The sequence below is a fragment of the Albimonas pacifica genome, assembly GCF_900113695.1.
Taxonomy (GTDB): domain Bacteria; phylum Pseudomonadota; class Alphaproteobacteria; order Rhodobacterales; family Rhodobacteraceae; genus Albimonas; species Albimonas pacifica.
In genome coordinates this window covers 357773-380260 of record NZ_FOQH01000003.1, presented here as the reverse complement: position 1 = coordinate 380260, position 22488 = coordinate 357773, and the positions used below count along the sequence as shown (strand labels likewise).

The 22488-nt window shown below is 74.3% G+C and carries 20 protein-coding genes and 1 riboswitch; of the genes, 6 read left to right on the top strand and 14 right to left on the bottom strand.

Features of this window, described 5'->3' with window-relative positions; genetic code table 11:
- The first annotated feature begins 186 nt into the window (after positions 1 to 186).
- Complete coding sequence (gene cbiB, locus BM064_RS07440; protein ID WP_092859114.1) at positions 187 to 1134, top strand: adenosylcobinamide-phosphate synthase CbiB; 948 nt, start codon at positions 187 to 189, stop codon at positions 1132 to 1134.
- Here the strand turns inward: cbiB and BM064_RS07435 are convergent.
- The 13 genes from BM064_RS07435 to BM064_RS07375 all read right to left on the bottom strand — a co-directional run bounded on the left by BM064_RS07435 (position 1071) and on the right by BM064_RS07375 (position 15465).
- Positions 1071 to 2609 carry a cobyric acid synthase gene (locus BM064_RS07435; protein ID WP_092859113.1) on the bottom strand — a complete coding sequence of 513 codons (1539 nt, stop codon included), beginning with the start codon at positions 2607 to 2609 and terminating at the stop codon, positions 1071 to 1073. The genes cbiB and BM064_RS07435 overlap by 64 nt on opposite strands.
- An 82-nt stretch (positions 2610 to 2691) precedes the next feature.
- Positions 2692 to 3312, bottom strand: a complete 621-nt coding sequence (cobO, locus tag BM064_RS07430; RefSeq protein ID WP_092859112.1) for a cob(I)yrinic acid a,c-diamide adenosyltransferase — start codon at positions 3310 to 3312, stop codon at positions 2692 to 2694.
- 11 nt (positions 3313 to 3323) lie between these two features.
- Positions 3324 to 3653, bottom strand: a complete 330-nt coding sequence (locus BM064_RS07425) for a phosphotyrosine protein phosphatase (protein ID WP_092859111.1) — start codon at positions 3651 to 3653, stop codon at positions 3324 to 3326.
- The gene (locus BM064_RS07420; protein WP_092859110.1) at positions 3650 to 4036 is read right to left on the bottom strand and encodes a GFA family protein; all 387 of its coding nucleotides are present in this window, start codon (positions 4034 to 4036) and stop codon (positions 3650 to 3652) included. Before BM064_RS07420 ends, BM064_RS07425 begins: the two co-directional genes overlap by 4 nt.
- On the bottom strand, positions 4033 to 7728 hold the full coding sequence (gene cobN, locus BM064_RS07415) for a cobaltochelatase subunit CobN (protein ID WP_092859109.1): 3696 nt from the start codon (positions 7726 to 7728) through the stop codon (positions 4033 to 4035). The genes BM064_RS07420 and cobN overlap by 4 nt, the downstream gene beginning before the upstream one ends.
- Positions 7728 to 8843 (bottom strand): cobalamin biosynthesis protein CobW, encoded by a 1116-nt coding sequence (cobW, locus tag BM064_RS07410; protein ID WP_092859108.1) that lies wholly within the window; start codon positions 8841 to 8843, stop codon positions 7728 to 7730. The genes cobN and cobW overlap by 1 nt, the downstream gene beginning before the upstream one ends.
- Before the next feature lie 112 nt (positions 8844 to 8955).
- Complete coding sequence (locus BM064_RS07405; protein WP_092859107.1) at positions 8956 to 9804, bottom strand: CbtA family protein; 849 nt, start codon at positions 9802 to 9804, stop codon at positions 8956 to 8958.
- Between the two features lie 4 nt (positions 9805 to 9808).
- Positions 9809 to 9982, bottom strand: a complete 174-nt coding sequence (locus tag BM064_RS07400) for a CbtB domain-containing protein (protein WP_092859106.1) — start codon at positions 9980 to 9982, stop codon at positions 9809 to 9811.
- A gap of 39 nt (positions 9983 to 10021) precedes the next feature.
- Positions 10022 to 10261, bottom strand: a riboswitch (cobalamin riboswitch).
- A gap of 63 nt (positions 10262 to 10324) precedes the next feature.
- Positions 10325 to 11290 carry a DMT family transporter gene (locus BM064_RS07395; protein WP_092859105.1) on the bottom strand — a complete coding sequence of 322 codons (966 nt, stop codon included), beginning with the start codon at positions 11288 to 11290 and terminating at the stop codon, positions 10325 to 10327.
- 246 nt (positions 11291 to 11536) lie between these two features.
- On the bottom strand, positions 11537 to 12259 hold the full coding sequence (gene phbB, locus BM064_RS07390; protein WP_092859104.1) for a beta-ketoacyl-ACP reductase: 723 nt from the start codon (positions 12257 to 12259) through the stop codon (positions 11537 to 11539).
- A gap of 242 nt (positions 12260 to 12501) precedes the next feature.
- Positions 12502 to 13677 carry an acetyl-CoA C-acetyltransferase gene (locus tag BM064_RS07385; protein ID WP_092859103.1) on the bottom strand — a complete coding sequence of 392 codons (1176 nt, stop codon included), beginning with the start codon at positions 13675 to 13677 and terminating at the stop codon, positions 12502 to 12504.
- A gap of 263 nt (positions 13678 to 13940) precedes the next feature.
- A complete protein-coding gene (locus BM064_RS07380) occupies positions 13941 to 15146 on the bottom strand; it encodes an alpha/beta fold hydrolase (protein ID WP_092859102.1) in 1206 nt (401 codons plus the stop codon).
- Positions 15147 to 15252: 106 nt separating this feature from the next.
- Entirely contained in the window at positions 15253 to 15465 is a 213-nt protein-coding gene (locus tag BM064_RS07375) for a hypothetical protein (RefSeq protein WP_092859101.1), read from the bottom strand.
- A gap of 345 nt (positions 15466 to 15810) precedes the next feature.
- Here BM064_RS07375 and phaR point away from each other — a divergent pair, with 345 nt between their 5' ends.
- On the top strand, positions 15811 to 16422 hold the full coding sequence (gene phaR / locus BM064_RS07370; RefSeq protein ID WP_245779083.1) for a polyhydroxyalkanoate synthesis repressor PhaR: 612 nt from the start codon (positions 15811 to 15813) through the stop codon (positions 16420 to 16422).
- Positions 16423 to 16720: 298 nt separating this feature from the next.
- Here the strand turns inward: phaR and BM064_RS07365 are convergent, their stop codons facing one another.
- Positions 16721 to 17542, bottom strand: coding sequence for an EAL domain-containing protein (locus BM064_RS07365; RefSeq protein ID WP_143103278.1), 822 nt, complete (start codon positions 17540 to 17542; stop codon positions 16721 to 16723).
- Positions 17543 to 17648: 106 nt separating this feature from the next.
- Between BM064_RS07365 and BM064_RS07360 the strand changes: the two genes are divergently transcribed.
- The 4 genes from BM064_RS07360 (at position 17649) to BM064_RS07345 (ending at position 22456) form a co-directional block, all read left to right on the top strand.
- Positions 17649 to 18218 (top strand): DNA-3-methyladenine glycosylase I, encoded by a 570-nt coding sequence (locus BM064_RS07360; RefSeq protein ID WP_092859099.1) that lies wholly within the window; start codon positions 17649 to 17651, stop codon positions 18216 to 18218.
- A 73-nt stretch (positions 18219 to 18291) separates the two neighbouring features.
- Positions 18292 to 19950, top strand: coding sequence for a tetratricopeptide repeat protein (locus BM064_RS07355; RefSeq protein WP_092859098.1), 1659 nt, complete (start codon positions 18292 to 18294; stop codon positions 19948 to 19950).
- Between the two features lie 340 nt (positions 19951 to 20290).
- Positions 20291 to 21685: a mechanosensitive ion channel family protein gene (locus BM064_RS07350; RefSeq protein WP_092859097.1), complete on the top strand. Its 1395-nt coding sequence runs from the start codon at positions 20291 to 20293 to the stop codon at positions 21683 to 21685.
- A gap of 399 nt (positions 21686 to 22084) precedes the next feature.
- Positions 22085 to 22456 carry a hypothetical protein gene (locus tag BM064_RS07345; protein ID WP_092859096.1) on the top strand — a complete coding sequence of 124 codons (372 nt, stop codon included), beginning with the start codon at positions 22085 to 22087 and terminating at the stop codon, positions 22454 to 22456.
- Positions 22457 to 22488 lie beyond the last annotated feature (32 nt).

Below are 22488 nucleotides of genomic sequence, written 5' to 3'. Positions count from 1 at the left end.
CCCCTCCGGGGCGGCTCAGGTCGGGCGCCCCTTCGGGGTTCCTCAGGTGGGGCGCCCCTTCGGGGCGGCTCGCGCTCCCTGCGGCGCGGCCGGGCGACGGCGTGCAGGCGCCCCTTCGGGGCGTTTCGCGCGTCGCGCGGGGGCCGCGTCAACCACTTCTTCGCCCTTTCATGGGAGATCCCGGCGATGACCGGCGCCCTCGTCATGTTGATCGCCCTCGGGATCGAGGCCTTCGCCGGCTGGCCGGAACGGCTGCACCGTCGGATCTCGCATCCCGTGGTCTGGATGGGCGGGCTGATCGACCGCTTCGACCTGCGCTGGAACCGCGAGGACGAGGACTGGGAAAGCCGCCGCGCCGCCGGCCTGCGCGCCGCGCTCCTGGTGATCGGCGCCTCGGTGGCGGCGGCGGTCCTGGCTCTGGCGCTGCTGCCGGGGGGGATCCTGGGGGTGGCGCTGGCCGGCGTGCTCGCCTGGCCCTTCGTCGCCGCCCGCTCGCTCCACGACCACGTCGCCCCGGTGGCCGACGCGCTGGAGGCGCGCGACATCGACGGCGCCCGGCTCGCCGTCTCGCGCATCGTGGGCCGCGATCCCAACACGCTCGACGAGGCCGGCCTCGCCCGCGCGGCGATGGAGAGCCTGGCCGAGAACGCCTCCGACGGGGTCGTGGCGCCGCTGTTCTGGGGCGCGCTGTTCGGCCTGCCGGGGATCGTGGCCTACAAGGCGATCAACACGCTCGATTCGATGATCGGCCACCGCGACGCGCGCCACGAGGCCTTCGGCCGCTTCGCCGCGCGCCTCGACGACGTGGCGAACTGGGTTCCCGCGCGGCTGACGGGGGCGCTCTTCGCGCTCGCCTCCGGCCGGCCGGAGCAGCCGCTGCGGGTGATGCGCCGCGACGCGCGCAACCACCGCTCCCCCAACGCCGGCTGGCCCGAGTCGGCGCTCGCCGGCGCGCTCGACATCCGCCTGTCGGGCCCGCGGGTCTACGGCGCCCACGTCGCGCACGAGCCCTGGCTGAACGCCGAGGCGCCCGACCCGGTCGCCGCCGACCTGCGCCGCGCGCTCGACCTCTACCGCCGCATGGTCTGGCTGACCGCGGCGTCGCTGGGGCTGATCTGGGCGCTGACCTTCTGAGGCCGGCGGCCGGCCCGGCGCGCGCCGGCGATCGCCAGCATCCCCTCGACGTCGAGATGCGCCTCGAGATGGTCGGCGAGCGCATCCAGCGCCGCCTCCACCTCCGCCCCGTAGCCGAGACCGGAGGCGGCGGCGCCGAAGCCCTCGAGCCAGGCCGCCCGGAACCCGTCCTGGGCGAAGAGCCCGTGCACGTAGGTCCCCGCGATGCGCCCGTCGGCGGAGGCGGCGCCCTCGGGCCGCGGACCGCCCGGCCCCTCGATCTCCAGCACCGGACGGGCGCGGTCGGGCCCCTCGGTGACGCCGATGTGCATCTCGTAGCCCTCGACCCCGCGGCCGGTCGCGAGATGGCGGGCGGCCACCCGCTCGAGCCGCTTGGCGGGGGTCATGCGGGTGACGACGTCGAGGAGACCCAGGCCCGGCGTCTCCCCCGGCTCCCCCTCGATCCCATCGGCGTCGATCACCGCGCGGCCCAGCATCTGGTAGCCGCCGCAGAGGCCCAGCACCCGCCCCCCGCGGCGCACATGCCCCGCCAGGTCCACGTCCCAGCCCTGCGCGCGCAGGAAGGCGAGATCCCCGCGGGTGGACTTCGATCCCGGCAGGATCACCACGTCGGCGTCGCCCGGCAGCGGCCGGCCGGGGCGGATCATCTCGACGGCGACCGAGGGCTCCAGCTTCAGCGGGTCGAGGTCGTCGAAATTGGCGATGCGCGAGAGCAGCGGGCAGACCACCTTCAGCGCGCCCGAGCCGCCCGAGGCCACGTCCAGCGCATCCTCCGCCGGCAGGCGGGAGGCGGAGGCGAACCAGGGCGCGACGCCCAGGCCCCGCCAGCCGGTGCGCGCCTCGATCAGCCGGTAGCCGTCGTCGAAGAGGCTGGGATCGCCGCGGAACTTGTTGATCACGAAGCCCTTGATCCGGGCCGCGTCCGCCGGGTCCAGCACCGCGAGCGTGCCGACCAGCTGGGCGATCACCCCGCCGCGGTCGATGTCGCCCACCAGCACCACGGGCACGTCGGCGGCCTCGGCGAAGCCCATGTTGGCGATGTCGTTGGCGCGCAGGTTCACCTCGGCCGGCGAGCCCGCGCCCTCGACCACCACCAGGTCGCAGCCGGCGGCCAGGCGCCGGAAGCTCTCCAGCACCGGCGCCATCAGCGAGGGCTTCAGCCGGGCGTAGTCGCGCGCCTTGCAGGTCGCGACGCGCTTTCCCTGCACCACGACCTGCGCGCCGACGTCGGTCTCGGGCTTCAGCAGCACCGGGTTCATGTCGGTATGGGGCGCGACCCCGCAGGCCATGGCCTGCAGCGCCTGGGCGCGGCCGATCTCGCCCCCGTCCTCGGTGACGGCGGCGTTGTTGGACATGTTCTGCGGCTTGAACGGCCGCACGGAAAGGCCCCGGCGCGCCGCCGCCCGGCACAGCCCCGCCGCCAGCACCGACTTGCCGACGTTGGAGCCGGCGCCCTGGATCATGATCGCGGGCATGACGCCTGCCTCCCCGCGCCTGCGGCCGGCCGCGGGAGGTCCCGGGTCAGGCCCGGGACACGGCGCGACGCGGCCGCCGCGCTCAGAATTCCACCCCGATCTGCGCCTTCACGCCGGAGCGGAACGGGTGCTTGAGCAGCTCCATCTCGGTGGCGAGGTCGGCGATCTCCAGCAGCTCGTCCTTGGCGTTGCGGCCGGTGAGGACGACATGGGTCATCGCGGGCTTCTCCTCGACGAGGAAGGTCACCACCTCGTCGATGTCGAGGTAGTCGTAGCGCAGCGCGATGTTGATCTCGTCCAGCAGCACCATGCGGTGTTTCGGATCGCGGATCAGCTCCCTGGCCTTCTCCCACGCCGCCTGCGCCATCTCGATGTCGCGGGCGCGGTCCTGCGTCTCCCAGGTGAAGCCCTCGCCCATGGCGTGGAACTCGCACAGGTCCGAGAAGCGGTCCTGGATCAGGGAGCGCTCGCCGGTGGCCATGCCGCCCTTGATGAACTGCACGACGGCGCAGGGCATCCCGTGGGCGATGCAGCGGAAGATCATGCCGAAGGCGGCGGTGGACTTGCCCTTGCCCTTGCCGGTGTGGACGACGATCAGGCCCTTCTCGTCGGTCTTGGTGGCCATGATCTTGTCGCGGGCGGCCTTCTTCTTCGCCATCTTGGCGGCGTGGCGCTCGTCGTCGACAGGGGGTTTCTCGGACATCTCGGCCTCCCTCAGGCGGACTTCAGGTCGGGGCCGACGCGGTTCACCAGCAGCTCCACCAACTCGGGCTGCATGAAGGTGTAGAGGTCGGGCACGTCCAGCGTATAGACGGTGCGGCCGCGCAGCGAGCGCCCGTGCAGGGCCGCGATCCGCGTCTTGTGGCGCGGCTCGAAGCAATAGATGCGGTCGGCCCAGTCCAGCTGCTCCGGGCTCAGGCGCGCGTCGGCGCCGGGCTCGATGCCCGCGAAGTCGGCGCGCACGCCGGGCCAGTCGCCGAACACCTGGGCGGCGGTGGGGCCTCGGGTGCGGGCGAGGCCGCTCACGAACAGGGCGCGGATCATCGGCTCTCCTTGGGCAGGTCGTCGACGAAGGCGAGCCAGCCGACCCGCTCGTCCCAGCGCGCATGCGCCTCGGGCACGAGGCCGACAGGATCCTCGATCAGGGCCAGCGGGAAGTGGATCTCGGCCCCGTAGCGGTCGGCGTCGTAGGCGACCAGCGCGCCGCAGTCGGCGCAGCGCAGCCAGCGCGTGCCGGGCGAGCTTTCCCACGCCTTCGGCTCGGCCCCCGTCCAGCGCCAGGCGCCGTCGGGCACGCCGACGTAGGTGACCAGCGCCGCGCCCGAGGCGCGCCGGCAGCTCAGGCAATGGCAATGCGCGACCCAGTTCGGCGGGCCCTCGAAGTCGAAGCGGCAGGCGCCGCACTGGCAGCGGCCGGTGTAGGTCATGCGGGGCTCCGGTCGGTCAGCGTGTCGAGCAGCGCCCGCGCGGAGTTGGACCGCGGGCGCCACAGGTCGCGCTCGATCGCCTCCTGGAAGCGCTCGGCGATCTCGCGCAGGGCGGCGGGGTTGTTTTCCGCGAGGAACGCCCGGGTGGCCTCGTCCTCCAGATAGGCCGCGTGGACCAGATCGAAATGGTGGTCGCGCACGGCATGGGTCGTGGCGGCGAAGGCGAACAGGTAGTCGACCGTCGCCGCGATCTCGAAGGCGCCCTTGTAGCCGTGGCGCCTGACCCCCTCGATCCACTTGGGGTTGACGGCGCGGGCGCGGACCACGCGGCCGATCTCCTCGTCGAGCGTGCGGATGACGGGGCGTTCGGGGCGGGAGTGGTCGGTGTGGTAGCTGATCGGGGCGGTCCCGCGCAGGGTCTCGACCGCGGCCGCGATGCCGCCCTCGAACTGGTAGTAGTCGTCGCTGTCGAGCAGGTCGTGCTCGCGGTTGTCCTGGTTCTGGACGGTGGCCTCGACGAGGGCGAGGCGGGTCTCCAGATCGGCGCGGGCCGAGACCCCTTCCTCCCCCGCCCCGTAGGCGTAGCCGCCCCATTCCAGGTAGGCGTCGGCGAGGTCGGCGCGGTTCGTCCACAGCTTCTCGTCGATCATCGCCTGAAGTCCCGCGCCATAGGCCCCGGGCTTGGAGCCGAAGACGCGGCGCAGGGCGCGGGTCTCGCCGATGGTCTCGGATTCGCGGCGGAAGCGGCCGGCGGCGGGGTTTTCGGCTTCCGGCTCGTCGAGCCGCATGACCGCGGCGGCGGCCGAGGCCACCAGGTCCACCTGCGCCGGAAACGCGTCGCGGAAGAAACCGGAGACGCGGAGCGTCACGTCCACGCGGGGCCGGCCGAGCGCCGTGGCGGGGATGATCTCGAACCCCGTCACCCGGCGCGAGGCGTCGTCCCAGGTCGGCCGCACCCCCATCAGCGCCAGCGCCTGGGCGATGTCGTCGCCGCCCGTGCGCATGTTGGCGGTGCCCCAGGCGGTGACGGCCATGGTGCGGGGCCAGTCGCCCTGCTCCTGCACGTGCCGGTCGATCAGCTCGCTGGCCGAGCGCCAGCCCAGCGCCCAGGCCGCCCGCGTCGGCACGGCGCGGCTGTCGACGGAGAAGAAATTCCGGCCGGTAGGGAGAACGTCCAGCCGCCCGCGGGTCGGCGCTCCGGACGGGCCCGGCGGCACGAACCGCCCTGACAGCCCGGTCAGCAGCGCCCCCATCTCCGCCGGCCCGCAGCCGTCGAGCGTGGGCAGGATGTGGTCGCGGACATGTCCCATGACCTCGGCCGAGGCGGGGCCCGGGGGCTGCGCCCGCCCCTCCACCAGCGCGATGGCGAGCAGCTCCAGCCGCTCCACCGCGTCGCCCTGGGTGCGCCAGGGGTCCTGCGTGAGCTCGGCCAGCGCGTCCGGCTTCGGTCCGGTCCAGGGCTCGGCCATCGGGCAGTCGAGGGGATCGAAGTCGAGGGCGAGGTCGGCGGCCAGCGCCCGGATCAGCGAGGCGTCCGGCCCCCTGCCGTCGCCGCGCGGGACGCGGGCGAGGGCGATGGCGAGGTCGCGGCGCAGGCGGCCCTCGGGGCTGGCGCCGAAGATGTGGAGACCGTCGCGGATCTGGCTCTCCTTCAGCTCGCAGAGGTAGGCGTCGAGCTTCTGCAGGCGGGAATCCGCGTCGTCTCCTTCGGCGCCCACGTCGACGTCGAGGCCCGTCGCGGACATCAGGGAGAGGATCTCGCCCTTCAGGTGGTCGATGCGCCGGGGGTCGACGCCGGCGGCCTCGTAGTATTCGTCGACCAGCGCCTCGAGCGCGCGCAGGTCGCCGTAGGACTCGGCGCGGGTCAGCGGCGGGGTCAGGTGATCGACGATCACCGCCTGGGTGCGCCGCTTGGCCTGCGTGCCCTCGCCGGGGTCGTTGACGATGAACGGGTAGAGATGCGGGAGGGGGCCCAGCACGGCTTCGGGGAAATCCTCCTCGGCCAGCGCCACGGCCTTGCCGGGCAGCCACTCCAGGTTGCCGTGCTTGCCGAAGTGGACGAGGGCGTGGGCGCCGAACGCCTCGCGCAGCCAGACGTAGAAGGCGAGGTAGTTGTGCGGCGGGGCCAGGTCCGGGGCGTGGTAGGTCTCGTCGGGGTCGATGTTGTAGCCGCGCGCGGGCTGCACGCCGACCACCGCATTGCCGTAGCGCAGGATCGAGAGGGCGAAGGCCGGCTCGGCGCCGTCGGAGACCGCCAGGAACGGGTCGGCCTCGGGCGGGCCCCACCGGTCCTCGACCGCCTGGCGGGCGGCTTGGGGGAGGCGGGCGTAGGCCTTGCGGTAGGCGCTCAGGGACAGGCGCTCGCCGCCCCGGCGCTCGGCGCGGTCGGTCAGCCAGTTGGTGGGGCCGGCGAGGATCGCCTCCATCAGCGTGGCGGGGTCCGTGGGGGCGTCCTGCACGCCGTAGCCGGCGGCTTTCATCGCGGCCAGAGCCGCGACCGTGCCGGCGGGGGTATCGAGGCCGACGCCGTTGGCGAGGCGCCCGTCCTTGTTGGGGTAGTTGGCCAGCACGAGGGCCACACGCCGCTCGGCCGGGGCGGCGCGGCGCAGGCGGGCCCAGTTGGCGGCGAGGGACGCCACGAAGGCGATGCGGTCGGGTTTGGGGCGGAAGGCGGCGATGGGGCACTGGGTGTCGGGGTCGAACCAGGTCTCGCCCTTGAAGGCGATGGCGCGGGTCAGGATGCGGCCGTCGATCTCGGGCAGAGCCACGTTCATGGCGATGTCGCGGGCGGACAAGCCGCGGGCGGCCTCGGCCCAGGCCGTCTCGGACCCGGCCGAGAGCACCGCCTGCAGCACCGGCGCGCCGGAACGGTCCAGCACCGTCCCCGCGCCGGGCCTGTCGGGCGAGCCGACGGCGAAGCTGGTGCAGTTGATCACCACGTCGGGGGGCGTCTCGGCGAAGATCGCCTCGACGGTGGCGGCCGAGACCGGGTCCTTCAGGGAGGCCACGAAGATCGGCAGCGGGTTGAGCCCCCGCTCGGCCAGGGCCGCGCACAACGCCTCCACCGGCGCGAGGCCGGCGCCCTGCACCAGCGCCCGATACACGGTGACGGCAGCCACCGGCGCCCCCGCCTGCCAGGCCGCGCGAGGGGCCCCGATCAGCCCCGCGCGCAACAGCGGACGCGCGGCCTCCGGGCGCTCGGCGCCGTCCAGCATGGCGCGGGCATGCGCCAGGAATCCGCGGGCGTTGTCCGGGCCGCCCTCGACGCAGAAGGACCACAGGGCGGCGTAGTCCTCGGGGGTCACGGTCGAGAGGCGGGCCAGCGTCTCGTCGGGCTTGTCGTCGCCGGGCAGCGCGGCGAAGGGCACGCCGGCCGCGTGCAGGCGGGCCGCGAACTGCTCGAGCCCGTAGCGCCAGTAGGCGGCGCCGCCCAGCACCCGGGCGACGACCATGCGCGATTTCGTGGCCGTCCGGTCGAGGTAGAGGTCGACCGAATAGGGATGCGCCAGCCAGTTCAGATGCGCCAGGCGCAGGGAGGGCGCGTCCCCCCCCAGCGCCTGGCGGGCTTCGGAGAGCGCCGCCAGCTCGGTGTCGGCGGCCGACACGAAGACCAGGTCCGCGGGGTCCTGGGCGGGGTCGACCGGCTCGGTCCCGTCGGAGATCTCTCCCGGCGTGGCGGCGAGCAGGTGCATCAGGCGGGCGCGGTCTCGGGCGACGCCGCGGCGGTCAGGGCCGCCGTCACCGCCGGACGGTCGATGCCGGCGAGGCCGATCACCACCAGCCGGGTCGCGCGCGCCTCGCCGGCCGCGAAGGGGCGGTCGAAATGGGCGTCGACGCGGGGGCCCACCGCCTGGATCAGCAGGCGCATCGGCTTGCCGGAGACGGCCGCGAAGCCCTTCACGCGCAGCAGGTCGTGGGCGGCGATGATCTCGGAGACCGCGGCCTGGAAGGCGGCGGGGTCGGGCAGCTCGGGCAGATCGACGTGGAAGCTCTCGAACTCGTCATGGCCGTGCTCGTGCTCGTGGTCATGATCGTCGTGGTCCCCATGACCATCGTCGTCATGATCGTCGTCGTGGTGGTGGTGATGGTGGTGCACCTCGTGGCGCGCCTCCATGTCGTTCTCGGCGCCGACGCCGAGGCCCAGCAGAACCGCGGGATCGACGGCGCCCATGGCGGCCTCGATCACCTGCACGCCGCGCCGCGCGCGCTCGCGCAGGGCGGCGGCGGTCGCTCCGGCGCCGCCGTCCATCAGGTCGGCCTTGTTCACCACGATCATGTCGGCGCAGGCGAGCTGATCCTCGAACAGCTCCGAGAGGGGGGTCTCGTGGTCGATCGAGTCGTCCGCCTCGCGCTGGGCGGAGACGGCGGCCTCGTCCGCGGCGAAGCGGCCGGCGGCCACCGCGGGGCCGTCGACCACGGTCACCACGCCGTCGACGGTCACGCGGGAGCGAACCTCGGGCCAGTTGAAGGCGCGCACCAGCGGCTGCGGCAGCGCGAGGCCCGAGGTCTCGATCACGATGTGCTCGGGCGGATTCGGACGGTCCAGCAGGGCCTTCATGGCCGGCAGGAAGTCCTCGGCCACGGTGCAGCAGATGCAGCCGTTGGCGAGCTCGACCACGTCGTCGTCCGAGCAGCCCTCGATCCCGCAGGACTTCAGAATCTCGCCGTCGACGCCGAGCTCTCCGAACTCGTTGACGATCAGGGCGATGCGGCGGCCCTGGGCGTGGGTCAGCAGGTGGCGGACCAGCGTGGTCTTGCCGGCGCCGAGGAAGCCGGTGACGACGGTGGCGGGGATCTTGGCGGGCATGGGCGCTCTCCCTCCGGGGGGCGGCGGAACGGGCGGCCGGAGCAGCGGAGGCGGCGGCCGCCGAAAGGGGACGCCGGCGCGGGACGGGCCCGCGCCGGCGCGAGAGGTCAGGTCAGGCCGGGCGCGCCCGGGACCACAGGTGCCCGGCGACGCCGCCCAGCACCAGCCATCCCACCGCGCCGACCGCGAGCACGCGGGCCGCGAAGATCCCGGCGAGCTCGGGCGGGACCACGCCCCACATCTGGTCCGGATGCGGCGCGCCGACCAGGTGCGGCGCGGCGATCAGGACCAGGCCCGCCCAGCGGGCGGGACCGGGGACATAGGCCAGCACGGCGATCCCCGCGGCGGTGCCCAGCGCCGCCATCACCCACCAGGTCTGCCGGGCGCCGAGCTCGGCGGCGGCGGATCCCGGAAGCTCCGGCGGCAGGCCCACGGCGGTGGCGAGCTGGGTCGCGGCGAAGCCCGCCGCCCCCCAGGCCAGCCCCGCGCGCAGGTCGATGCGCGCGCCGGTCAGCCGCTCGGCGAGCGAGAAGCCCGCGGTCAGCAGCAGCCCGAAGCCGACCATGGCGAGCACCGTGGTCAGCGCCGTCAGCCCGGTGCGCATCAGCCCCTCGGGCCCGTCGCCATGGCTGTGGCCCTGGGCGTCGGCGGCATGGGAATGCCCGGCGTCCGCGCCCGCGGCGTGGGAATGCCCGTCGTCCGCCGTGGCGGCGTGGGAATGGCCGTCCGCCGCGTCCGCGGCATGGGAATGCCCGTCGGCCGCGCCGTCGGCGTGGGTGTGCCCGTCGCCATGATCGTGGGCGCCGGCCGCGGCCTGACCGAAGTCATGGGTCATCTCGCCGGACTCGTAGAGCTCGGCGACCTCGATGACGGGCACGGTGAACCATTGCTGCAGAGCCGCGCTTGCAAGCCCTGCAGCCAAGCCAGCGAACAGCGCGCTGGCGAGCAGTCGGGAGGTCATCGCCTCAGTGGCAGGGGAAGGCCATCGAGTGGCGCGAGTCGTGACCCGCGTCGTGCAGCGCCGCCGAGTTGGCGAAGCCCGCCCCGAACACCAGGAAGCCGCCGGCCACGATGGCGAAGACCACGGCGAGAAGCTCGCGGTCGAGCGCGCGGGAAGCGGACTTGGAAGCGGTCGTCATCTGTTCTGTCTCCTCTCCGTCCCACCCGGACGGATTCGGGGTTTCATCGGGCGCCTGGCAGGTCTCCTGGCTCGCGGCTCCGGAGGGGCCTGTCGGCTCCTCCACGTGCGCCCCGCCTTCCCGTTTCCGGTGGCGTCCTGGGGCGCGCTCGCCGCATACAGTCGCGGGGGCGGCTGCGGCTTCGGGCCCCCGACGTGGGTCGACCCTCTCCGCATTCCCGTTTTCATCCCGGCCCGCCTTGAGAGGCGGCCCATCGGAACCATGCGCTGGGTGCAGGTTTCGTCTCCCCGGCCTCCGCTGTCAAGCGACGCGAGGGCCGGGGCGGCCCGGTCTGCGGGGGCCTCAGGTCTTGGTGGCGACGGCGGGCGGGGTGACGGCGCGCCGGGCGTTCAGCCGCTCGCGATGGGCGATGTAGGTGGCCGCGGCGACCACGATGCCGCCGCCCAGGATCACCCAGGGGTCGATGGGCTCGCCGAAGGCGACGATGCCCAGGATCGTGGCCCAGACCAGCTGCAGGAACTGCACCGGCTGGGTGACGGTGATCGGGGCGCACTGGAAGGCCTTGGTCATCGTCCAGTGCCCGGCGGTGGCGAAGACCGCGCACAGGCTCAGCCAGCCGATCATCTCCCAGCTGGGCGGCACCCAGACGGCGATCGCGGCGGGCGCCAGCGCGATGGTGGTGAACAGCGACAGCATGGCGACGATCACGGTCGGATCCTCGCGCCGGGTCAGCCCCTTGGCGATCAGGAACGAGGCCGCGAAGCAGGGCGCCGCGCCGATCTGGGCGAGCTGGCCGAGCTTGATCTCCTCGAACCCCGGGCGGAGGATCACCAGCGCGCCGACGATGCCCGCGCCGATGGCGAGCATCCGGGGCAGCTGCAGCTTCTCGCCGAGGAAGATCGCCGCGCCCACGGCCACGAAGATCGGCGCCACGTAGCTCAGCGCCGTGACCTCGGCCATGGGGATGTGGGCCATGGCGTAGAACCACAGCATCACCCCCATCGCGTGCACCACCCCGCGCGAGGCGAAGAAGGTCCAGGCCCGGCGCGAGGGGGGCTTGCGCATCATCTGCCGCAGGATCGGCAGGATCAGCACGATTCCCACGCCGTAGCGGATGAAGGCGACCTCCACCGCCGGGGCCGCCGGCCCGACATGGCGCACGATGCCGGTCACGCAGACGAACAGCAGCGTCGTCACCACCATCCATCCGATTCCGGTCAGGACCTTGCGCCGTTCCCGTTCCGCCTCGGCCTCGGCCGCGGCCGTCTCGGCCAGGGCCCGGTCGCTCTGTGCGACGGCATGCGCCATGGAGCGGACTCGCCTCCCTTGTCGTCCCCGCGTCTGTCGGCGCGGTCCAGGAGGGGCCGCGGCGCGGGTTTGTCCCCTCCTTGATAATTCGGAACCCTTCCCTTTTCCAAGGGGGAGATGACCGGTCGGCCGGAAAGCAGCGTTCGACCGACGGGCGAAAGCCCCCGGACGCGAACGCCCGGCCGCGTCTCCGCGGCCGGGCGTCGAAAGGCTCCGGAGCCCGGCGCGCGCGCCGGGGCGCGCCGGTCAGCTCATGAACTGGCCGCCGTTGGCCGAGATCGTCGAGCCGGTGATGAAGCCCGCGTCGTCGGAGGCGAGGAAGGCCACGCAGCGCGCGATCTCGTCGGGCTCGCCCAGGCGGCCGACGGGGATCTGGGCGATGATCTGCTCGCGCACCTTCTCGGGCACCGCCATCACCATGTCGGTGCCGATGTAGCCCGGGCAGATCGCGTTGACGGTGATCCCGGCGCGCGCGCCCTCCTGCGCCAGCGCCTTGGTGAAGCCCAGGTCGCCGGCCTTGGCGGCCGAGTAGTTGGCCTGGCCCGCCTGGCCCTTCTGGCCGTTGATCGAGGAGATGTTGATCACCCGGCCGAACTTGCGCTCGCGCATCCCCGGCCAGACCTGGTGGGTCATGTTGAACAGGCCCGTCAGGTTGGTGTCGATCACCGCCTTCCACATGTCCGGCGTCATGCGGTGGAACATGCCGTCGCGGGTGATGCCGGCGTTGTTGACCAGCACGTCGACGGGGCCCAGGTCGGCCTCGATCTTCTCGATGCCCGCCTTGCAGTCGTCGTAGTCGGCCACCGACCACTTGTAGACCGGGATCCCGGTCTCCTTCTTGAACGCCTCGGCCGCCTCGTCGTTGCCGGCGTAATTCGCCGCGACCGAGTAGCCCGCCGCCTTCAGCGCGATCGAGATCGCCGCGCCGATGCCGCGGCTGCCGCCGGTGACCACCGCCACACGTGCCATGGGATTCCCTCCTGTCAGTCCAGTCCTGCCCCAGGCGGTCTGCGCCGCCCGAGGCCCGAGTTTCGTCCGCGTGTCCGCCCCGCCCGCCGGCCGGGGCGGGTGCGTCGGGACGCTCACCTAGACCCTAACGCGCAACATTCTTCAAGGCGTCAGGCCGTCATGCGCATGAATATTTCGCTGCGGTTTCACCGATCGCGCAGCGCGGCGCCCCCGCCGTCAGGCGGCGGGGGCGCCCGGCGGGATCAGTCCCGCTCGACGCAGACCGCGACGCCCATGCCGCCGCCGATGCACAGCGTGGCGAGGCCCTTCTTGGCGTCCCGCTTCTGCATCTCGTAGAGCAGCGTGGTCAGCACCCGCGCGCCCGAGGCCCCGATGGGGTGGCCGATGGCGATGGCGCCGCCGTTGACGTTCACGATGGCCGGATCCCAGCCCATGTCCTTGTTCACCGCGCAGGCCTGGGCGGCGAAGGCCTCGTTGGCCTCGACCAGCTCGAGGTCCTCGACCTTCCAGCCCGCCTTGGCCAGCGCCTTGCGCGAGGCGTGGACCGGGCCCATGCCCATGATCTTGGGATCGAGGCCGGCGGTCGCGTAGCCCGCGATCCGCGCCAGCGGCTTCACGCCCTTGGACCCGGCCGCGGCCGCCTTCATCAGCACGATCGCCGCCGCGCCGTCGTTGATGCCCGAGGCGTTGGCCGCGGTCACCGAGCCGTCCTTCTTGAAGGCCGGGCGCAGCTTGGCCATGGCGTCGAGCGTGGCGCCGTGGCGGATGTACTCGTCGGCGTCGACCACGACGTCGCCCTTGCGGGTCTTGATCGTCACCGGCGTGATCTCGTCGGCGAAGCGGCCGGCCTTCTGGGCGGCCTCGGCCTTGTTCTGCGAGGCCACCGCGAACTCGTCCTGCATGTCGCGGGAGATCTGCCAGCCCTCGGCCACGTTCTCGGCGGTGATGCCCATGTGGTAGCCGTTGAAGGCGTCCCACAGCCCGTCCTTGATCATCAGGTCGACGAACTGCATGTCGCCCATCTTCTTGCCCGCGCGCAGGTGGGCGGCGTGGGGGCACATCGACATGCTCTCCTGCCCGCCGGCGACCACCACGTCGGCGTCGCCGAGCAGGATGTGCTGGGCGCCCAGCGCCACCGTCCGCAGGCCCGAGCCGCAGACCTGGTTCACCGTCCAGGCGGCGCTCGCCTCGGGCAGGCCGGCGGCGATATGGGCCTGGCGGGCGGGGTTCATGCCCTGGTTGGCGGTCAGCACCTGGCCGAGGATGGTTTCCGAGACCTCGCCGGCCTCGACGCCGGCCCGGGCCAGAGCGGCCTTGATCGCCGTCGCGCCCAGCTCATGCGCCGGAACGTCGGCGAAGGCGCCGTTGAAGCTGCCCACGGCCGTGCGGGCCGCGCCCGCGATCACCACGTCCGTCATCGAGTCTTCCTCCACGTCTGGGTCCGCGCAAAGCCCGCGCGGGCCGGGATGTCCGGGTCCGCGCGCCCTGCGCGCCGAACCCGCCGATCTCTTGTTGCAGCGCAACATACCGAGGCCCGCCGCGATGTCGACCACGGGATTGACGCTGCGGCGACTTGCCCGCTCGGTTTCCTCCGCAACCTAGTCGCTCGACGGCTTTCGTGAAAGCGTCGCGGCGCAGGGCGCCCCCACGGAAGCGATGCGACCATGGGAGGAAGGGCCCCTCAGTCCCCCGCGAGAAAGCGCGCGAGGGGGCCCCAGACCTCCGCCTCGGCGCGCGAGCCGATGATCATGCCCACGTGCCCGGTGCGCGGCCGGCGCAGGCGCGCGCCGGGGATCGCGCGGGGCAGCGCCTCGGCGCAGCCCGGCGGCGCGATCCGGTCGGAGGGGGCGCAGAACGCGAGCGTGGGGGCCTCGACCGCCTCCGGCACCACCGGCTCGCCGTCGAGGATCCACTCCCCCTTCGCGGTCAGGTTGCGCATGTACCAGCCGGTCGCGATCTCGGCCGCGGCGGGGGCCGAGAGGGTGACGCCGTCGTTCAGCCAGTCCTCGGTCGCCACGAACAGCTCGGCCGACAGGCCCTCCGGCTGGCGGGCGAAGCGGCGGAACTTGCGCAGCGCCAGCGTCGGGTCGAGCGCGGCGAACAGCGTCTGCAGCGCGTCCACCGGCACCGCCCCCAGCGCCTCGCCCACCGCCAGGATGCGGGCGCGGACCGAGGCCGGGTCCTCCTTCGCCGCCAGCGCGGCGATGACCTCGCCAAGCCCCTGCAGCCGCGAGAAATCCCAGGGCGAGCCGATCAGCGCCAGCCGGCCGACGAGCGCCGGCGCCCGGGCCGCGAGCGCGGTGGCGAAGGCGCCGCCCATGCAGTAGCCGAGCTGCGCGGGCGCCCCCTGCCCCGTCTCGCGCGCCAGCGCCGCCGCGGTCTCGGCCGCCGGCGCCACGCGCTCGCGGAAATAGTCGGAGAGGTCGAAGCCCGCCTCCGCCGGCCCCGGCAGCCCCCAGTCGAGCAGCAGCGGCCGCATCCCCTGCCCCGCCAGCCAGCGCATCAGCGAGCGGGCGGGATGCAGGTCGAGGATATAGGCCCGGTTGACCAGCGAGGGCGTCGCCAGCACCACCGGTCCCCGCGCGCCCGGCAGCCCGTAGTCGAGCAGCCGCGCGGCGCCCTCGGCCCACACGACCGGCGGCTCCGGCAGGGCGCGGCGCAGGGGATGGGCCTGGTAGCGCTCGATCCCCTCGAGCATCTCGCGCAGGCGGCGGCCGGCCTCGGCGGCGACGGCGAAGGGCGCCTCGCGCCCCGCCTCCGACAGGCTCTTGCCCGAGGCGCGCCCCTCCGGCTTCACCTCGGGCGTCCAGGGAAAGCGCGGGTCGTCCGCCAGCGCCTGCAGGGAGATCGCCTGGCTGTAGTTCGCCGCCGCGGCGGCCAGATGCATCAGCAGCGGCGAGGGCAGGCCGCGCCGGTCGGGGATCTGGTCCGAGGGGTCGGGGATGGACGGACCGGGGATGGACGGATCGGGGGTCGATTCGGGACGGGGCGCCTCAGCGGCCGAAGCCGGGAACTCCGGGCAGGACCTGCGGGCCGAGGCGCGAGACTTCCGACTGGTTCGCGTCCCAGGCGTCGAGGTAACGCGCCGCCGCACGCCCCGGGGCGTCGCCCGCCGCGTCCTGCGCCGCACGCGACTGCCCCGCATGCGGCCCCGCGCCATGGGCCTGCGGGCCTGCGCCATCGCCGTCGATCTCCCTGCGCGCCACGGTCGACTCCCAACCCTCGACGGAGGTCAGCCTAGCGCCGGCGGGCCGCGGCCACAACGCGCCGCGGCGCCGAACCGCGGGCGCCGGGACGCGGCCCGGCGCCCCGGCCCCCGGCCCGGGCCGTTCGCGCGGCGGCGGAGCGGGCGATTCGCCCGCTCGCGCGCCGCGTGCGGAAACGAATTGCCGGGCGCGGGCCGCGTCGTCGCCGTCCACGCTTCGCGGCTGCGGAAATCGCGTTTGCGGCGCCGCGCCAAGCGCGATAGGGTCTGCCCCTATTCATGCGCCGGGCCGCAGGTTTCCAGGGACGGAAGCCGCGAAGCCGCGGCGGAACGGGAGGGTTGCGGTTTGGCGAAGGACATGCCGAAGGGCGACGCGCCGATCACCATCAAGAAGTACGCCAACCGGCGTCTCTACAACACGGCCAAGAGCAGCTACGTCACGCTCGATCACCTGGCCCAGATGGTGCGCGACGGGCAGGACTTCGTGGTCTACGACGCCAAGACCGGCGAGGACATCACCCGCTCGGTGCTGACCCAGATCATCTTCGAAGAGGAAGCCAAGGGGCAGAACATGCTGCCGATCAGCTTCCTGCGGCAGCTCATCCGCCTCTACGGCGACACGCTGCAGGGCGTGGTTCCGGGCTACCTGGAGGCCTCGATGGAGACCTTCACCCGCAACCAGGAACAGCTTCGCGACCAGGTCACGGCGGCCTTCGGCGCCAATCCGGCGCTGGCCAACTTCGAGTCGATGGCCAAGTCGAACATGGAGTTCTTCGAGAACGCCATGCGCATGTTCGCCCCCTTCGCCGCCGGCCGGCCCGTCGACGCGCCCAAGCCGCCCCAGGCCCCGACCGAGCCGCCCGTGCAGCGCACCACCGGCGACCTCGCCTCGCTCAAGGAGCAGCTCGAGGCGATGCAGGCCCGGCTCGACGCGCTGGCCCGCGACAAGGGCGAGTAATCGGCCGACCGTCCCCGGACGGGACGGAACGGGCGGGCCCCAGGCCCGCCCGTCCGCATGTCCGGCCACATGTCCGGCCCCCGACGCATGCGCCGGAGCCCGCAGACGCCGGCCCGGACCGGCCGCGATGGAACGGCTGCGGCAGCACGGCCGTCCCGGCGCGGACGCCCCGCGCGGCCCCTGCCGCCGCCGGCGGGCGTCCGTCTCCCGACGCAGGCCCCGGGCGTGCCGCCGCTGCCGCCCGCCCCGGTCGCCCCGCGCCTGCGGCAGATCCCTGGCCCCTCGCCTCCCGCCTCCGTCAGGCCGCCTGGCAGACCGGCTCGCCGGTGAGGCGGCCCTGCAGCGCGTCGATGCCCAGCGCGGCGAGGCGGAGGGCGTCGGCCCGACGCTCCACTCCCTCGGCCACGGTCATCGCCTCCAGCTCCCAGGCGAGCGCCACCGCCACGGCCACCGCCGCGTCGTCGGCGCACAGGCCCGCGTCCAGCTTCAGCACGTCCGGGCGCAGGGCGCGCGCGGCCTCGGCGTCGGCGTGGCCGGCGCCGAAATCGTCCAGCGCGAAGGCCGCGCCGCGCGCCGCCACCCGGTCGCGGAAGGCGAGCGCCGCGGCCGGGTCGGCGCGGGCGGTCTCGGTCAGCTCCACGATCAGGCGGCGGGCGGCGTCGGGATCGGTCTCCGCCGCCGCGTCCAGCAGCAGGCTCCAGCGCCGGTCGCCCACCGTGGTCGCCGAGACGTTCACCGACAGCCGCGCCCCCCGGTCCCGCCGCAGCAGGCCCATGGTCAGCGCCAGCGCCGCGCGGTCGAGCGCCGGCGCCAGCCCCTGCCGCTCCAGCGTCTCGGCGAAGCGGGAGGCGGAGAGCAGCGCGCCGTCCGGCGTCTCGACGCGCGCCAGCGCCTCCCTGAAACACAGCCGGTCGGGCCGCGTCGCCGGGCGCACCGGCTGCAAGGCCAGCCGCAGCCGGCCCGAGCCCAGCGCCTCCGCCGCCAGCGCCGCGTCCCGCGCGGGATCCGCGCCCGCGGGCGCCCGCAGCCCGGAACCCGCCGGGCGCCGCGCCCCGCGGCCGCGCCGGGGGTCCCCGGACGCCGGCCGCCCGGGCCCGTCGCCGCGTTCACGATCCGCCATTCCGGACCCTCCCCTGTCCGGCCGCCGCATGCCCCTGCAGGTTCTGGCGGCCGGTGCGTTCATGTTCTACTTTTGTCCCGATTCGAGTCAAGCCGGAGTTCGCCCTATGGTTGATCGCTGCCCCTGGTGCGGGACCGATCCGCTCTACGTCGCCTACCACGACACGGAATGGGGCGTGCCCGAGCGCGACGGACGCGCGCTCTACGAGAAGCTGATGCTGGACGGATTCCAGGCCGGCCTCGCCTGGATCACCATCCTGCGCAAGCGCGACGCCTTCCGCGCCCGCTTCGAGGGATTCGACCCCGCGAAACTGGTCCGCTGGGGCGAGCCCGAGATCGCCGCCGCCCTCGCCGATCCCGGCATCGTGCGCCACCGCGGCAAGATCGAGGCCGCCATCGGCAACGCCCGCGCCTGGATCGAGATCGAGGGGGAGCAGGGCTTCTCGCGCTTCCTGTGGGACTTCGTCGACGGCCGCCCCCTGCAGAACGACTTCGCCGCGATGGGCGAGGTGCCGGCCGAGACGCCGCTCTCGCGCGAGGTCTCCAGGGCGCTCAAGGCCCGCGGCTTCCGCTTCTGCGGCCCGACCATCGTCTACGCCTTCATGCAGGCCACCGGCTTCGTGAACGACCACCTCGCGACCTGCCCCCGCCACAGGGCGGTGGCGGCGATGGGCTGAGGCGCTTTCCCCCCTTCGCCCGGCCGGCGCGGATGCTATCCTCGCCCGACCACGCGAGGGGGAGGGTGCGGCCATGGACGGCTATTTCGACGTCGACGTCTATTCGCGGCGGGTGACCGCCGCCTCGCCCGAGGCGCAGCTGTGGTTCGACCGCGGGCTGATCTGGACCTACGGCTATTCCCACGAGGAGGCCGTCGCCTGCTTCCGCCGCGCGCTCGACGCGGACCCGGGCTGCGCCATGGCCTGGTGGGGCCTCGCCTATGCGCTGGGGCCCAACTACAACATGCCCTGGGCGAAGATGGACGCCACGATGCGCGCCGAGCGCCTGGGCGAGGCGCATGCGGCGACCGCGCGGGCCCTGGCGCTCGCCCCCGGCGCGAGCGAGCCCGAGCGCGCCCTGATCGAGGCCCTGCCCGCCCGCTACCCCCGGCCCGAACCGCTCGACGACATGCGCGCCTGGGACGAGGCCTACGCCGCCGCGATGCGCGCGGCCTACGCCCGCCTGCCCGACGACCTGGAGGTGGCGACCGTCTTCGTCGAGGCGATCATGAACGTGACGCCCTGGCGGATGTGGGACCTCGCCTCGGGCGAGCCGGCCCCGCGCTCCGGCGCGCTGGAGGCGCAGGCGGTGCTGGAGCGGGCCTTCCGCGAGGACCCCGCCGCCTGGGACCACCCCGGCGCCCTGCACCTCTACGTCCACCTGATGGAGATGTCGGCGACGCCCGAACTCGCCCTGAAGCAGGGCGACCGCCTGCGCGAGCTGGTCCCCGACGCGGGCCACCTGATCCACATGCCGACGCATATCGACGTGCTCTGCGGCCACTACCGCGACGTGCTGCACTGGAACCTGAAGGCGATCGAGCGCGACCGCCTCTATTACGAGCGCCTCGGGCCCTACAACATCTATGCCGGCTACCGGCTGCACAACTACCACTTCGCCATCTACGGGGCGATGTTCCTGGGCCAGATGCAGCCGGCGCTGGACGCCTGCGCCGAGATGGTCGCGATCACGCCCCCGGACCTGCTCGAGATCCCCTCGCCGCCCATGGCCGACTATTTCGAGAGCTACCTGGGGATGGAGCCCCACGTGCTGGTCCGCTTCGGCCGCTGGCGCGAGATCATCGCCGCGCCGATGCCGGAAACCCCGGAGATCTGGCGCAACCTCACCGCGCTCTGGCGCTACGCCAAGGGGGTCGCCCACGCCGCTCTGGGCGAGGTCGAGGCGGCGGAGCGCGAGCAGGCGCTCTTCGCCGAGGCCAAGGCGCAGGTGCCCGCCTCGCGCCTCCTGCACAACAACCGCTGCATCGACCTGCTGGCCATCGCCGAGGCGATGCTGGAGGGCGAGATCCTCTACCGCAAGGGCGAGTTCGACGCCGCCTTCGCCGCCCTGCGCCTGTCGGTGGCGCGGGACGACGCGCTCCCCTACGACGAGCCCTGGGGCTGGATGCAGCCCGCCCGCCACGCGCTGGGCGCCCTGCTGCTGGAGCAGGGCCGGGTCGAGGAGGCCGAGGCCGCCTACCGCGAGGACCTGGGCCTGGGGCGCAAGCTCAGCCGGGCCTGCGTGCACCCCGACAACGTCTGGAGCCTGCGCGGCCTGATGCAGTGCCTCGAGGCGCGGGGCGCGGCGGACACGGCCGAGGGCAGGCTGATCCGCCAGCGCCTCGACATCGCCGCGGCGCGGGCCGACATCCCGGTCAACGCCTCGTGCTTCTGCGCCCGCGCCGCCGCCTGAGCCCCCGCGTCGCCCGCGCCCCGAGCCCAGGGCCCCGAACCGCCTGACCCGGGCGCCGGGCCCCGAGCCGCCTGACCCGACCCGCTTGAGCGCCGGCCGGACCGCGGGCCCGACCCGCGGCCCGGCCGGACGCGCGGGCGCGCGCCCTCCGCCATGCCGGCCGTCGCCCGCCCGGGCGCCTCGGGGGACGGCGGGCGGGGCGACGCGCGCAGCGCGAGCGCCCGTCCCGTCGTCCCGTTCCGCGGCATGGAAAGTCTTGCCGCAACCGGCGCCGCGAGGGCAGGCTGCTCCCGCCCGGCGAGCGTCGGGCCCGACCGTTCGCGCAGAAAGGGCGCCCGCCATGCCGCACCGACCCTCCCCCGTCCCGGGACGCCGTCTGCGCCTGGCGCTCTCGGCCCTGCTCGCCGCCGTCCTGCTGCTGGCCGCCCCCGCCCTCCTCCGGGCCCAGGACGCCGGCGAGAACCCCCCGGTTCCCGCCGCCGTCCTCGCCCCCGGGACCCCGCTCGAGGCGCTGGTCCTGCGCCTCCTGCCCCTGACCGAGCCCGAGCTCGCCGCCGCCGCCGCCGCCTGGCAGACCCGGGTCCAGGCCAAGACCGCCGAGACCGCCGAGGCCCAGATCGCCGTGATGGGCGGCGCCGATCCCGCGACCGTGCGCCTCGCCGAGCTGAAGGCCGAGCGCAAGGCGCTCTTCGACCGCTACGCCGCCGTGCTCGACGCCTGGGAGAAGAAGGGCGGCGACCCGGCCGCGGTGCAGAAGCTGCGCGACTACCGCACCGCCATCCTGGTCGACGAGACCCGCACCGCCACCCCCGCGATGCTGGCGCGCGAGGCGCTGGACTGGCTGCTCGCGGCCGACGGCGGGCTCGCGGTGCTCAAGGACCTCGCGGTGGTCGCCGCGGCCTTCGTGGGGCTGGTGATCGCGGCGCGCTTCGTGCGCGGGCTCGTGCGGCGCTGGATCGGGCGGGTGCCGAACCTCTCCCGGCTGATGCAGGCCTTCATCGTGGTGGCGATCTACTGGGTGGTGCTGGCCATCGGGCTGATGGTGGTGCTTTCCGCCCTGGGGGTCGACGTCACGCCCGTCTTCGCCCTGATCGGCGGCGCCTCCTTCATCCTGGCCTTCGCCCTGCAGAGCACGCTGGGCAACCTCGCCTCGGGCCTGATGATCATGATCAACCGCCCCTTCGACGAGGGCGACTACGTCGACGTCGGCGGGGTGGCGGGCACGGTGCGCTCGGTCTCGATCATGTCGACCACGGTGGTCACGCCCGACAACCAGGTGATCGTGATCCCCAACGCCAACGTCTGGGGCAACGTGATCACCAACGTGACGATCTCCCCGACCCGGCGCGTCGACCTGACCTTCGGCATCGCCTACGAGGATTCGATCGAGAAGGCCCAGGCGGTGCTGGAGCAGGTCGTCGCCGCCCACCCCCTGGTGCTGGAGGAGCCCGCCCCGGTGATCCGCGTCGGCGCCCTGGGCCCGAGTTCGGTCGACTTCATCTGCCGGCCCTGGGTGAAGGGGGCGGACTACTGGACGGTCCACTGGGACCTGACCCGCCAGGTGAAGGAGGCCTTCGACGCCGCCGGCATCTCGATCCCCTACCCCCAGCAGGACCTGCACGTCCGCACCGCCGTCGCCCCCGCCGCGCTGACCGGCGCGGCCTCGCCGCCCTCCGCCCGCAAGGGCGCCCCGACCGACGCCCCCGCCGCGGACGGCGACGCCGAGACCCCCTGACCCCGGCCCCCGGCGGCCCCGCCGCCGGCCCGGCCCGCAGGGCGGCCCGCGCGCCCGGCCCCGCCTCCGCCGCAGGCCCCCGCGGATCGCGCCCGGCCGGGCGAGACCGCTCCCCGGCCCGGAGGCGCCCTGCGGGCGGGCTTGGGCCCGGGGCCGGCGGCGCGCCCGGAGGACGCCCGGCGGCGCCGGGCGCGCCGCGCTGGGCCGCGTCGGACCGAACCCTCGCGGCGGCGGCCGCCGCCAGCCGCATCGCCGACCGCCGGGCTGCGAGCGCCACGCGGCGGGCCGCGCCGCGGCCCGGGCGACGAGCAGGGCCGGCGCCGCGCGGTGGACCGCGCCGGCGGCCCCCGCGCGCCATGCCGCATCGGCCGGCGGTCGGAACCGGGGCAGTCAGGGCCGATGTTCCGCGCAGCGACCCATACCCGGGGGCTCGGCCCCGCGCTCGGCGCGCTGCTGGCGCTGGCGCTGTCGCTGCGGGTGGTGGGCGCCGCCCTGCTGGCCCCGGGCGTCGCCGGCTTCCTGCCGATCTGCACCGGGACCGAGATCGCCTGGGTCGCCGTCGACGCCGACGGCCAGGCCGTCCCCGAGACCGCGCCGACGTCCGAGCCCTGCACCCTCTTCGGCCTCGTCCTCGCCGCCGCGCCCGAGGGCCCCGCGCTCCGGCCCCGCCCCGCGCCGCTCCACGCGGCCCCCGAAACGCCCCCCCGCCCCGCGCCGCGCGCGCAGACGCCCCCCGCCTACCGCCCCCGCGGCCCCCCGCCCCTCGCCTGAGCGGTTCGAGACCCGGGACCCGAGACCCGGGC